The organism is Rhizobium sp. SG741 (genome assembly GCF_012275435.1).
GTDB lineage: Bacteria > Pseudomonadota > Alphaproteobacteria > Rhizobiales > Rhizobiaceae > Rhizobium > Rhizobium lusitanum.
Window position 1 is genome coordinate 312478 of the sequence record NZ_JAAZQP010000008.1, and the last position, 12080, is coordinate 324557.

Genomic DNA, 12080 nt, shown 5'->3' on the forward strand with positions numbered 1-12080 from the left:
GATGACTGCCGCTTATGGCGCCTGGTACTCGAGGCGGCTGCCTTTGCGGCGACTCTATCCCGTCAACACTTCTACCCTAATATGCGTTGTATGTTTTATCTGTCACAATAGCAAGGGAAAAGCCAAGTATGCCATAATATTGATGGATTCGTCGGATGATGAGAATGAAGGAGGGTGTCTTCTGATTCTTCTCCCGGCGTATCGCCGGGCGGCGCCATCATGTCACACTTGGTTCCCGTTATGGGACTTCAAAAATAACGTCGAAACCAATATGGGGCGCGTTGGACACGTGTTAAAGGGATTGCGGCATGCGGCGGAGACTGGCGTGAGGGCTTTGCGACTTGCGATGGCGACCTTCGCCCTCATGATGCTGGCAGCGTTTTTGCCGTTCGCGGCGACGAATGCGGCGGCCGATCCCGTGCTGGCCTTTGGCGCCCGTATCGCCGGCGACGATGCCCGCACGCGCATCGTGATCGACATGGATCGCGAGCCGACCTTTTCGGTTCATTATCTCGACAATCCGGTTCGCGTCGTGGTCGATCTCCCGGCGACTGCCTTCGGTTTTCCGGCTGCGGATTTGAAGGCGGCCGGTCTCTTCAAGGATATTCGTTACGGGACGATGGACGCAGACAGCGCCCGAATCGTTCTGACGGCGAAAAAGCCCGTGAAGCTGGTCATGGCCAAGGTGCAGGCCAATGAAGACGGTAAGGGCAGCCGCCTCGTGCTCGACGCCGAAATGCTGCCCGCCGAGCAATTCGCCGAGCTTGTGAAAGAGCAGAGCTGGACGAGCGATGATACGGCAAAGGATGTCGGCCCTGTCGAATCGACGCAAAAAGCCGATCCGAATACCTTTCTTGTGGCTGTCGATGCCGGCCACGGCGGCATCGACGCCGGTGCGACCGGCAGCGATGGCGTCACGCAGGAAAAGGACATCACGCTCGCCTTCGCAAAGATGTTCGCCGACAAGCTGAATGCCCAGCCCGGCATCAAGGCGTTTCTCGTACGCGACAAGGATCAGTATCTGTCGCTGTCGGAACGGGTGACCATCGCCCGCCAGAATCACGCCTCGCTTTTCATTTCCCTTCATGCCGATACGCTCAAGCAGAAGGATATTCGCGGCGCGACTGTTTATACGATCTCCGACAAGGCTTCGGACAGGCTCGCCGGCGAAGTGGCCGACCGCGAAAACAATTCCGATCAGATCGCCGCCGCCGACACGCAGGCTCAGCCGCCCGCCGTTACCGACATCCTGATGGACTTGACCCGGCGGGAGACGCAGGCCTTCTCCATCTCACTGGCGCAGGATGTGTTGTCCTCGTTCAATGGGCAGGTCTCCACGATCAATAATCCGCATCGCCACGCCGGCTTCCGCGTGCTGCAGGCGCCGGACGTTCCGTCCATTCTGCTCGAACTGGGCTTTCTCTCCAACAAGGACGACGAGAAATTGCTGCTCGATCTCGACTGGCGGCAAAAGGTGGCCGATCGGCTGACAGAGGCCGTGAAGCAATATCGCGTATCGATCATCGCAAATGGTGGCTAGCCGCGTCATGCATCCGGTCGTACGTGGCTTCCATGTAACAGCTGCTATTATTAGCGCCTAATGAAACTGGGAATACCGGAGACAAGCCCTATTTTGCTCACATTCCCGCCTTTACAGCAAAGTATCGTTCGTCCGCGGGTCGCACACGGCTTTGTCTCGCCGCCGTCTTGCATTAACACCGCGGGCGTGCAAAACGCCCGTGGTTATGCGATGATCTCGCGCATATGCCGCATGAAGAACAAGCACCGGTAGTATCACATGATCAGACTGATTGGATATTTCTTTGGGCTGGGCTGCCTCCTGTTTCTGGGTGCTGCCGCGGCTGCGGCTATCTATCTGAGCGTCGTTTCCAAGGAACTTCCCGACTACGAAGTGCTTGCGAAATATGCGCCTCCGGTGACGACCCGCATTCATGCCGGCAACGGCGCGCTGATGAAGGAATATTCGCGGGAGAACAGACTTTTCGTGCCGATTCAGGCTATACCTGACCGCGTCAAGGCCGCCTTCCTCTCCGCTGAAGACAAGAATTTCTACAATCATCCCGGCGTCGACGTCGGCGGCCTGGCACGCGCCGTTGTGGTGAACCTGCAGAACATCGGCTCCGGCCGCCGCTTCGTCGGCGCGTCGACCATCACGCAGCAGGTCGCCAAGAACTTCCTGCTGTCCGCAGACCAGACCTTCGACCGCAAGATCAAGGAAGCGATTCTGTCGTTCCGCATCGAGCAGGCCTATAGCAAGGACAAGATCCTCGAGCTCTACCTCAACGAGATCTACTTCGGCCTCAATTCCTATGGCATCGCCGGCGCTTCGCTCACCTATTTCGACAAGTCCGTCAACGAGCTGACCATCGCCGAAGCGGCCTATCTCGCGTCGCTCCCCAAGGGTCCTTCCAACTACAATCCGTTCCGCCGTCCGGAGGCAGCGATCACCCGCCGCAATTGGGTGATCGACCGCATGGTGGAGAATGGTTATGTCAGCCAGAGCGATGGCGAGGACGCCAAGAAGCAGCCGCTCGGCGTCGTACCGCCAAAGAGCGGTCCGTCGCTGTTTGCCTCGGACTATTTTGCCGAAGAAGTGCGCCGGCAATTGATCGACCAATATGGCGAAAAGACCCTTTATGAAGGCGGTCTCTCGGTTCGCACCTCGCTCGATCCGCAGATGCAGCTGGAAGCGCGCAAGGCTTTGCAGGATGGTCTCGTCGATTATGACGAGCGCCGCGGCTATCGCGGCCCGATCAAGCAGATCACGACGTCGCAGGATTGGGGCGTCGAGCTTGCCAAGGTCCCGACCTTGAGCGACGTTCCCGAATGGCAGGTCGCCGTCGTACTCTCCGTGTCCGATCAGGCCGTCGATATCGGTTTGCAGCCGAGCGTCGATGCTGGCGGCAAGGTTTCGACGGATCGCAGGCGCGGCACGATCGCGGCAGCCGACATGCGCTGGGCTTTCCGCTCGGCCGGCGGCAAGGCTGTGAAATCACCCAGCGGCGTGCTGAGCGCGGGTGATGTGATTTTCGTGCAGAAAACCGGTGGTGCCGATTCCAGCATCTATCGCTTGCGCCAGCCGCCGAAGGTGCAGGGTGGCCTGGTCGTCATGGATCCGCATACGGGCCGTGTGCTCGCCATGGTCGGCGGCTTCTCTTACGCGCAATCCGAGTTCAACCGTGCAACCCAGGCAAAACGTCAGCCGGGCTCGTCGTTCAAGCCCTTCGTCTACGCGGCGGCAATGGACAACGGCTATACGCCGGCCTCGGTCATTCTCGATGACCCGCTGCAAATCACCCTCAGCAATGGGGATGTCTGGAAACCGACAAACTATGAAGGCGAGGGCGGGGGCGTCCACACGCTGCGCTTCGCCATCGAACATTCCCGCAACCTGATGACGGTTCGTCTCGCCGCCGACATGGGCATGCCGCTCGTCGCTGAATATGCCGAGCGCTTCGGGATCTACGATCATATGAATCCCGTTCTCGCCATGTCGCTGGGCGCCGGCGAGACGACGGTGCTGCGCATGGTCTCGGCCTATTCGGTCATTGCCAACGGCGGCAAGCAGATCAAGCCGACGCTGATCGACCGCATTCAGGACCGCTACGGCAAGACCATCTTCAAACATGAGGAGCGCGTCTGCGACAGCTGCAATGTCAGCGCCTGGCAAAATCAGGACGAACCTGTGATCGCCGACAATCGCGAGCAGGTGCTCGATCCGATGACCGCCTATCAGGTCACGTCGATGATGCAGGGCGTCATTATCCGCGGTACGGCGGCCGGCAAGATCAAGCTCAACACCGATGTCGCCGGCAAGACCGGTACGACCAACGATGAAAAGGATTCTTGGTTCGTTGGCTTCACGCCAAGCCTCGTCGCCGGCCTGTATGTCGGTTACGACACCCCCGCCACGCTCGGCAGGGGTGGCACCGGCAGCGGGCTTGCCGCGCCGATCTTCAACGAATTCATGCAGGCTGCCACGAAGGATGAGGCGCCGGAGAAATTCCAGGTTCCGGCTGGCATGACGATGATGGCTGTCAATCGCGCGACCGGTATGGCGGCGGAACCAGGCGATCCGAGCGCCATCATGGAAGCCTTCAAGCCCGGCACCGGCCCGGCTACGAGCTTGACGGTCATTGGTGGCGGCGAGGCTGCGCAGGTTGCGCCAGAGGAAATTCTGAGGACGTCGCCGCAGGCGAACCAGGCTGTTACCTCCGGGTCGGGCGGCCTCTTCTGATCCCATCCTATTTGTCCGATCATCATGCCGCAGGGCTTTACACCCGCGGCATGTATATCTATGTCACCAGCATTCTTTGAATTGAACAACGGTTCACATCGAACCGCCGAATAAAGAAGCAGGATTATGCGAGCGGAAATCGAGAAAATAGTCGACGAAACCAAGCAGGCCATAAGCCTGCTGAGGAGGCATCTTTGACTGGGACCAGGCGGTAAGACGACTGGACTGGTTGAACAACAAGTCAGAGGACCCGACCCTCTGGAACGATGCTGCCGAAGCGCAGAAACTCATGCGCGAGCGCCAGCATCTCGATGATGGAATCAGCGGCGTACGTGCGCTCGAACAGCAGCTTAACGACAATATCGACCTGATCGCGCTTGGCGAGGAAGAGGGCGATGACGACGTCGTCCGCGAAGCCGAAGAGGCTCTCAAGAGCCTGAAAGCGGAAGCTGCGCGCCGGCAGGTGGAGGCTATGCTCTCGGGCGAGGCCGATTCCAACGATACTTATGTCGAAGTCCATTCGGGCGCCGGCGGCACCGAGAGCCAGGACTGGGCGAACATGCTGCTGCGCATGTACACCCGCTGGGCCGAACGCCAGCGTTTCAAGGTGGAACTGCTCGAAGTCCATGACGGCGAAGAAGCCGGCATCAAGTCGGCAACGCTTCTGGTCAAGGGCCACAATGCCTATGGTTGGCTGAAGACCGAATCGGGCGTTCACCGCCTGGTCCGCATCTCACCCTATGACAGCAACGCACGTCGTCACACGTCTTTCTCGTCGATCTGGGTTTACCCCGTCGTCGACGACTCGATCCAGATCGACATTAACGAAAGCGACTGCCGCATCGACACCTACCGTTCGTCCGGCGCCGGCGGCCAGCACGTCAACACCACCGACTCGGCCGTGCGCATCACCCATATCCCGACGGGTATCGTCGTGCAGTGCCAGCAGGAACGCTCACAGCACAAGAACCGCGCAAAGGCGTGGGACATGCTGCGCGCCCGCATGTACGAGGCGGAGCTGATGAAGCGGGAAGAGGCTGCCAATGCCGAAGCTGCTTCGAAGACCGATATCGGCTGGGGTCACCAGATCCGGTCCTACGTCCTGCAGCCCTATCAGCTCGTCAAGGATCTGCGCACCGGCGTCGCCAGCACGGCTCCCAGCGATGTGCTGGACGGTGATCTCAATGAGTTCATGGAAGCCGCTCTCGCGCACCGCATCAGCGGCGCGGCAGATGCGGTTGTCGACGACGTCGAGTAACCTCAAATATGCCGAGATAACCAAAAGCCCCGGAAACGGGGCTTTTTTCATGTGGCCATGCCATGGGCTTCAATCCGAAAATTGTTCCGCAAGTATCCGCTCCGACCAGGAGCGATCCGGATCGGAAAGGATGCGCGCGGTCGTGTCCTCGGTCTGGGCGATTCGCACGCTCAGTACCGATTTGACCTCGGCATTGTCGGCAACGGCGTTGACCGGTCTTTTTTCCGGCTCCAGCACGGTGATGTCGATCGACACCTTGTTCGGCAAGAGAGCGCCGCGCCAGCGGCGGGGGCGGAAGGCGCTGACGGGCGTCATGGCAAGCAGCGGCGCTTCAAGTGGAAGAATGGGGCCGTGCGCCGAAAGATTGTAGGCTGTGGAGCCAGCAGGCGTCGTGACCATCAAGCCGTCGCAGATCAGCTCCGGCAGGCGCACATGTCCATCGATCTCGACCTTGAGCTTCGCCGCCTGATAGGATTGGCGAAAAAGCGACACCTCGTTGATGGCAAGCGCGACCGAAGTGCTGCCATCCTCGTTACGGGTGCTCATCTGCAGCGGATGAAAAGCATTTTCCACAGCTGCGTCAATGCGCTCCGCCAGGCAATCCGTGCGGTAGTCGTTCATCAGGAAGCCGATGGAGCCGCGATTCATGCCATAGACGCGCTTGCCGGAATTCATCGTCTTGTGCAGCGTCTGGAGCATGAAGCCGTCGCCGCCGAGCGCCACGACGACATCCGCTTCCTGCTGCGGCGTCTGGCCATAGAGGCGAATCAGCTCTTCCTGTGCCTCCAATGCTTCCGGCGCAGTTGAGGCGAGAAAACAAACAGATTGAAAACTACGCGACATGCAATGTCCTTTTAATGATCGTACTACGTAATGATATTCCCCCTATGCGACAAGACGTTTTGTAAAGACTGGTGAATCCCCAATCCGCTCTTGTGCGAGGGATCATGAGGAAGGCGGCCGATTTTCTCTTTACAGGAAATCAAAATCTGCTACTTGGCATGCCGATGTGCCCTTGTAGCTCAGTTGGTAGAGCACCTGATTTGTAATCAGGGGGTCGCGGGTTCGAACCCTGCCGGGGGCACCAGATCTTTTCAAGAATATGGTGGCCGTGTTATCGCTGGTATGGAAAACCGGCGGCAGCAGACCAATATGTAGATGCCGACGCCTTCGGGACGTTCGCAACGATCATCAACAACATCGTGTCCTTGGAAAAACATGACCCTCAAGCCCAAGAAGCCTAAACTCGAACACTCCGAGCTCTCGGGTGAGTTCACCGATGACGATGTGACCGTTTTGGTCGATATCTTTCGTCCGGCCGGCAGCAATGCCGACTGGCGGATGGAAGTCATCACGCCGGAAGAGGATCTGATCGAATGGGAGGAGCCCTTCGCGACTGACCGTGAAGCTTTCGACGAATTCCTGGCAACGATTGCACGCGATGGCATCAGGTCATTTTTCGACGAAGCGGATCCGGCGGTTCACTAGCAGGCCCCAGCGGCTCTGCCGGCTTCAAATTGCGCCTCGGCTCTCCGCCGGGGCTTCATTGGGCCAATGCCTTAAAATGCGGGCTCATTTACAATGTTTGCAATAGGCATACACTCATCTCGTCAGTGGCGGGTGAGGATATGTTCATGCGCAAGACATCGGGGTATGTCGTCTTGGGATTGCCGCTTGTTGCGATCGCGGTGATTACCAGCGTGTCGGCGTTGGCCGGCGAGAATTGCTACTGCAAGAATACGGATGGTAAGCAGCATGCGGTCGGCGAGGTCGCCTGCATGACCGTGGGCGGCAAGAGCTATCTCGCGCAATGCGAGATGAACCTCAATGTCACCTCGTGGTCGAAGCTGCAGGAGGGATGTCCGGTTACCCAAAGATCGCTCTGGCGGCAATCGGCTTGGCACGTGACGCCGATTGCCCTTCGCTGAACATTGCCGCTCTAATGGCAGCGATAGGCGCGTTCGGAAATGGCACCCATGCCGGAACGGGTCATGAGCTCGTAGAGAAGACGCCGGCTGAAGGGATTGTGCAGGCGCACGGCGTCGGACCCCAGAAAATGCGTTTCCGCCAATTCGAAGGCTCCGAGGTGCGGCGCCTGTTCTATGGCTGCGCGATAGAGGTCGTGAAATTCCCGCCGACAGACATAGGTCTTGTATTTGGTCATGCAGAAGGCGGAGAAGATCTCGTCGTTCTCGCGGAGGAAATCGGCGACCCCGACTGTCACTTCCGGCCAGGCGGGATTGAAGGTGTCGTCAAAGATAATGACGCCGTGATCGGCGAGGGTGTCCTTCGCCAGGCTGCTATCGCTGACCAAATTGGACAGGCTGTGGCCGCCATCGACGCTGAAGAAGCGCACCGCGCCGACTTTGTCGACGATATCACTTGGCGATACGTCCGCGCTGTCGCCGACAACGAGCAGTTCCTCGTCCACGGGCAGGCCGAGCCTGTCTCCGTTTTCGAGAAAGAGGCGATACTGCTCGGAGATGCCGTCCGCCGTATCTCCAATATCGAAGAGGTCGATGCCGAGCACGCTGGCGTCAGGCCCTGCAATCTTCTTCAGCAGAAAATAGGAGCGGCCGAAATAGATGCCTATTTCCGCGATGCCGCCATCAAGATCGTTCTGGTTTTGCCATTCCAGGAGTGAAAGATAAACAAGCGCATCGGGCGGATCGATATATCCCTCCACGCTGCGTAGATCGTGGAAAATGAACTTTCGGATATTCGGTAGTACCATGCGCGCCGCACCAACCCTGCGTTATGTGACAATCGTTTCCAGCCTTTGAGCTGGTTCCATAACACATAGTCACATTTCCGGGAGGTCAACCCATGGCGCGTTTTCAGGCGTTCAGCCGCCCTGTTTGCGCACCAGCAACAGCGGCTCGCCTTCCTCTTCGTCGGATTTCTGGAAACTGCCGTCCGGCTTCATATCGAAGGAAAGCGAGGAGCCGTCATTGCCGAGCATCACCAGGCCGAAGCCTTCGGTTGCCCAGAGCGAAAGCTTGAGATCGCCGATCTCGCTTGCGCAGTCCCCGCTAGGTGACATCTTGGCGGTGCCGTCCGGATCCTTGTCCGTGGTCAGCGTGATGTCGCAGACCGGTTTGCCGTCCGGCCGCTGGATGCGCCACGCTCCGGCAAGGCTTGCGACGGTCGGCACGTGATCGACGTTGTCGAGCGCCGGCAACAGCCATGTGGGATCGCCTGCGTCGCTCTCCCAAGGGGAGCCTTCTTCCTGCTGAAACCGGATGAGCGCCTTCGCTGCGGCATCGACGATAGTGAGCGCACCGTCATCGGTGAAATTCCAGGCGCTTGCCTTGGAGAGCGCGGGCAGGGCCGCCGCGCAGGCTTCCGCCCCGCTTATGGCGTAGCCGCCGGAGATCGCGCGGGTCTCGAAGGTAAGGCGGCAGCCTTTGGCGCCGTTTTCGGGCGCAACCAGCCATGCGCCGGCTTGAGCCTTGACGAGTTCGTCGTCAACTGCGCGTGCCGGCTGACCGATTGTGAGAACAAGGGCGGCGGAGAGCGCCGTAAGGCCAAGAATTCGGATCAAAGCAAATTCCCCCAACTTGCTGCGGCAGCCGCAGTGCCGCTAGATTTTCAGATAGGACCGCGCCGCATAGAGCGCGATCGCAGCTGCGTTCGAGACATTGAGCGATTTGATCGCGCCCGGCATGTCGAGCCGCGCCAGGGCGTTTACCGTTTCCCGCGTTTTCTGGCGCAGTCCCTTGCCCTCGGAGCCGAGCACCAGGGCGACCTTATTGCCGCTGAAGGTACCCTCCAGCGGCGCGGGTCCTTCCGAATCAAGGCCGATGGTGGTGAATCCGAGGCGATGCAGCTCACTGAGCGCATCGGCGAGATTGGTGATCTGTATATAAGGTATGAGTTCGAGCGCGCCCGAGGCGGATTTTGCCAGCACACCTGATTCGGTCGGGCTGTGGCGCTGGGTGGTGATCACGGCCCCCGCATCGAAGGCTACGGCCGAGCGCATGATCGCTCCGACGTTGTGCGGGTCGGTCACCTGGTCGAGAACCAGCAGCAGCGGGCTGTCCTTCAGCGCCTCGAGGCGGCGCACGGGCAGGGGGCGCGTTTCCAGCATTACACCCTGGTGGATTGCTTCAGGGCCCAGCACCTTGTCGATATCCTGCGGTGAGACGATCTCAACGGGAATGCCAAGCGCGTCGACCGGGCCCACCTCCAGCCGCACCAGCGCATTCTGCGTCGTCGACAGCTTGATGTTCTTGCGCTCGGGATTGGCAAGGGCGGCCCGAACCGTATGCAGGCCGTAAAGAAGGACCTGATCGGGCGCGAGCGCCGGAGGCTTCCAATCATCCGCGCCGGGCCGCTTTCGCTTCTGCGGCTGTGGCGTCGGGATTTCGCCGCGCTCGCGCTTGGCATCGCGATGTGCGCGACGCAGGGTGGCGTAATGCGTGTCCTTGGCCGACTTGTCGTCGGTGGTGGTATCGGGGCCGGAGCGGCCGGATGTTTTGTCTTTGCTCATGCGGCTTTATAACCAGCGCCTTCCCGGGCGCATAGCCCTCTTTCGCCGCCGCGCTTTTCTCACAGGCTGAAATTTTTTCGTCATTTTTGGCAATTCCTTATGTTGACAGACGGAAGTCGTCCGGTCATATACGCGGCGCAGATCACGGCGGCGACGCCACGGTCGAGCAAACTTGGTCGCAAGATCCAGTCGGAATACTGGAGGGATGCCCGAGTGGTTAAAGGGGACGGACTGTAAATCCGTTGGCTCAGCCTACGTTGGTTCAAATCCAACTCCCTCCACCATTCCGCACAGGATCTTGACCACCCGCGCGGGTATAGCTCAATGGTAGAGCAGCAGCCTTCCAAGCTGAATACGCGGGTTCGATTCCCGCTACCCGCTCCAAGTCCCGAAATTTTTAGTCATTCGGACAGGTACTTATTGCCTTAGCGGATCTCGCCGGCAATTTGCCGCAGCAGACCGGCGAGTTGTGCCTCGTCCACCGGCCCGAAAAATTCCGCGTCGGCGGTCTCGACAGCCACGATGGCGCGCTGTGCCGCCGCCCCGGCTGCGGTAATGCGTATCACCTTGGCCCGGGAATCGTGAGGGTCGGTCTCCCGCGCTCACCCGTCTTTGCACAGTTGACATGAAGGGTTGCTTATATCAACGCGAGCGTTAGATATTGCTCAGGCAACCGAAACGGGAGAACGGAAATGGGTATTTTCGACAAGATCAAGGGTGCAATCTGGGGAGAGGCAAAGGCTGCTCCGGCACCGACGCAGACCACAGCGGCAACCGCCAACCCGGCCCCTGCGCCGACGCCGGCTCCTTCAGCGACCACGGCAGCAACATCGCCCGCGACCAGCGCGCCGGCCGCTCCGGTCGATATCGCATTGATCCTCGATGCGGCCGTCAAGAAGAGTGGCCAGAAGCTCGACTGGAAACATTCGATCGTCGATCTGATGAAGGCGCTCGGCATGGACGCCAGCCTTTCGGAGCGCAAGGAGCTGGCGCAGGAACTGGGTTATACCGGTGATGCTGGCGATTCCGCCAAGATGAACATATTTCTCCACAAGGCGCTTCTGAAGAAGCTCGCGGACAATGGCGGCAAGGTGCCGGCCGAGCTTCTCGACTGACAGGCGCCGGGCTTCGGTGCTGACTGCACCGGACATCGATCGTTATAGACGACGATTTGTCGTCGCCTGATTGCTCTGCGCCCTTTCCCACCGGGAGAGGGCGCTTTGCATTGATGAGTGGCGTTACCCGATGAATGCTTCCATTCCTGCATCCGGCACTGGAATTCATTCCGGCGCGTGCCTATCTAAGCCATTGAACCGGCAAACGCTTTTATACCTTTCCGGATCGGCCGGCGAACCTTGGGCGGCGAATGAATATCGAGGGCTGCGGATCCCGCGTCATCGACCAGGCTTCGCCCGGAATAGGCCCTGCAATTAAGTCTTGCGCAAACGCGACGAAAGCCTTAAACGGCGGCACTAAACCGGTTCGCCGGGGTCACTCATTACGTTCATAGGAAGCATTCAAATGGCAAAGAGTAAGTTTGAGCGCAATAAGCCGCACGTTAACATTGGTACGATTGGGCACGTTGACCACGGCAAGACGTCTCTGACGGCAGCGATCACGAAGTACTTCGGCGAGTACAAGGCGTATGACCAGATCGACGCTGCCCCGGAAGAAAAGGCACGTGGCATCACGATCTCGACGGCTCACGTCGAATACGAGACGCCGGCCCGTCACTATGCGCACGTCGACTGCCCCGGCCACGCCGACTATGTGAAGAACATGATCACCGGTGCCGCCCAGATGGACGGCGCGATCCTGGTTTGCTCGGCTGCCGACGGCCCGATGCCGCAGACGCGCGAGCACATCCTGCTTGCTCGCCAGGTTGGCGTTCCGGCAATCGTCGTGTTCCTGAACAAGGTCGACCAGGTTGACGACGCCGAGCTTCTGGAGCTGGTCGAGCTCGAAGTTCGCGAACTGCTGTCGTCCTACGACTTCCCGGGCGACGACATTCCGGTGGTCAAGGGTTCGGCTCTGGCAGCACTTGAAGATTCGGACAAGAAGATCGGCGAAGA

At 59.5% G+C, this 12080-nt stretch carries 12 protein-coding genes and 3 tRNA genes; 10 read left to right on the plus strand and 5 right to left on the minus strand.

The window, feature by feature from the left end; all coding sequences use genetic code 11:
- Window positions 1-364: 364 nt before the first annotated feature.
- The 3 genes from FHT29_RS21715 (at window position 365) to prfB (ending at window position 5516) form a co-directional block, all read left to right on the plus strand.
- Complete coding sequence (locus FHT29_RS21715; protein WP_246703071.1) at window positions 365-1540, plus strand: N-acetylmuramoyl-L-alanine amidase; 1176 nt, start codon at window positions 365-367, stop codon at window positions 1538-1540.
- Window positions 1541-1798: 258 nt separating this feature from the next.
- Window positions 1799-4258 (plus strand): penicillin-binding protein 1A, encoded by a 2460-nt coding sequence (locus FHT29_RS21720; RefSeq protein ID WP_168600119.1) that lies wholly within the window; start codon window positions 1799-1801, stop codon window positions 4256-4258.
- Window positions 4259-4384: 126 nt separating this feature from the next.
- A protein-coding gene (gene prfB, locus FHT29_RS21725) for a peptide chain release factor 2 (RefSeq protein ID WP_112442694.1) occupies window positions 4385-5516 on the plus strand; the annotation gives its coding sequence in 2 pieces (ribosomal slippage) (window positions 4385-4453 and window positions 4455-5516; 1131 coding nt in all).
- Window positions 5517-5585: 69 nt separating this feature from the next.
- Here prfB and FHT29_RS21730 read toward each other — a convergent pair.
- Complete coding sequence (locus FHT29_RS21730) at window positions 5586-6359, minus strand: NAD kinase (RefSeq protein WP_037201309.1); 774 nt, start codon at window positions 6357-6359, stop codon at window positions 5586-5588.
- A 168-nt stretch (window positions 6360-6527) separates the two neighbouring features.
- On the opposite strand from FHT29_RS21730, the gene FHT29_RS21735 reads away from it, so the two are divergent.
- From FHT29_RS21735 to FHT29_RS21745, 3 genes are all read left to right on the plus strand, one after another.
- Window positions 6528-6603: transfer RNA gene (locus tag FHT29_RS21735), tRNA-Thr, on the plus strand.
- Between the two features lie 131 nt (window positions 6604-6734).
- Window positions 6735-7004: a hypothetical protein gene (locus FHT29_RS21740; protein ID WP_037201307.1), complete on the plus strand. Its 270-nt coding sequence runs from the start codon at window positions 6735-6737 to the stop codon at window positions 7002-7004.
- A 146-nt stretch (window positions 7005-7150) separates the two neighbouring features.
- Window positions 7151-7444: a hypothetical protein gene (locus FHT29_RS21745; protein ID WP_168600120.1), complete on the plus strand. Its 294-nt coding sequence runs from the start codon at window positions 7151-7153 to the stop codon at window positions 7442-7444.
- An 11-nt stretch (window positions 7445-7455) separates the two neighbouring features.
- On the opposite strand, the gene FHT29_RS21750 is transcribed toward FHT29_RS21745, so the two are convergent.
- The 3 genes from FHT29_RS21750 to rlmB all read right to left on the minus strand — a co-directional run bounded on the left by FHT29_RS21750 (window position 7456) and on the right by rlmB (window position 10008).
- Window positions 7456-8250 (minus strand): class I SAM-dependent methyltransferase, encoded by a 795-nt coding sequence (locus FHT29_RS21750; RefSeq protein WP_037201304.1) that lies wholly within the window; start codon window positions 8248-8250, stop codon window positions 7456-7458.
- A 111-nt stretch (window positions 8251-8361) separates the two neighbouring features.
- Window positions 8362-9060, minus strand: a complete 699-nt coding sequence (locus FHT29_RS21755) for a protease inhibitor Inh/omp19 family protein (RefSeq protein ID WP_047553408.1) — start codon at window positions 9058-9060, stop codon at window positions 8362-8364.
- Between the two features lie 39 nt (window positions 9061-9099).
- Complete coding sequence (gene rlmB / locus FHT29_RS21760) at window positions 9100-10008, minus strand: 23S rRNA (guanosine(2251)-2'-O)-methyltransferase RlmB (RefSeq protein WP_037201299.1); 909 nt, start codon at window positions 10006-10008, stop codon at window positions 9100-9102.
- 199 nt (window positions 10009-10207) lie between these two features.
- Here rlmB and FHT29_RS21765 point away from each other — a divergent pair.
- A tRNA-Tyr gene (locus FHT29_RS21765) sits at window positions 10208-10292 on the plus strand.
- A 26-nt stretch (window positions 10293-10318) separates the two neighbouring features.
- Window positions 10319-10392 (plus strand) — tRNA-Gly (locus tag FHT29_RS21770).
- A gap of 41 nt (window positions 10393-10433) precedes the next feature.
- Here FHT29_RS21770 and FHT29_RS21775 read toward each other — a convergent pair.
- The gene (locus FHT29_RS21775; protein WP_244655133.1) at window positions 10434-10574 is read right to left on the minus strand and encodes a hypothetical protein; all 141 of its coding nucleotides are present in this window, start codon (window positions 10572-10574) and stop codon (window positions 10434-10436) included.
- Between the two features lie 126 nt (window positions 10575-10700).
- Here FHT29_RS21775 and FHT29_RS21780 point away from each other — a divergent pair, with 126 nt between their 5' ends.
- Window positions 10701-11123 (plus strand): DUF3597 domain-containing protein, encoded by a 423-nt coding sequence (locus tag FHT29_RS21780; RefSeq protein ID WP_168600121.1) that lies wholly within the window; start codon window positions 10701-10703, stop codon window positions 11121-11123.
- A 406-nt stretch (window positions 11124-11529) separates the two neighbouring features.
- Window positions 11530-12080, plus strand: a 551-nt coding sequence (locus FHT29_RS21785; RefSeq protein ID WP_168600122.1) for a GTP-binding protein, incomplete at its 3' end; no start/stop codon positions are given.

Bases quoted from the DNA above. Each gene is read 5' to 3' on its own strand.
- FHT29_RS21715 (WP_246703071.1), top strand. From the start codon at position 365: ATGATGCTGGCAGCGTTTTTGCCGTTCGCGGCGACGAATGCGGCGGCC.
- FHT29_RS21730 (WP_037201309.1), bottom strand. From the start codon at position 6,359: ATGTCGCGTAGTTTTCAATCTGTTTGTTTTCTCGCCTCAACTGCGCCG.
- rlmB (WP_037201299.1), bottom strand. From the start codon at position 10,008: ATGAGCAAAGACAAAACATCCGGCCGCTCCGGCCCCGATACCACCACC.
- FHT29_RS21740 (WP_037201307.1), top strand. From the start codon at position 6,735: ATGACCCTCAAGCCCAAGAAGCCTAAACTCGAACACTCCGAGCTCTCG.
- FHT29_RS21780 (WP_168600121.1), top strand. From the start codon at position 10,701: ATGGGTATTTTCGACAAGATCAAGGGTGCAATCTGGGGAGAGGCAAAG.
- FHT29_RS21720 (WP_168600119.1), top strand. From the start codon at position 1,799: ATGATCAGACTGATTGGATATTTCTTTGGGCTGGGCTGCCTCCTGTTT.
- FHT29_RS21745 (WP_168600120.1), top strand. From the start codon at position 7,151: ATGCGCAAGACATCGGGGTATGTCGTCTTGGGATTGCCGCTTGTTGCG.
- FHT29_RS21750 (WP_037201304.1), bottom strand. From the start codon at position 8,250: ATGGTACTACCGAATATCCGAAAGTTCATTTTCCACGATCTACGCAGC.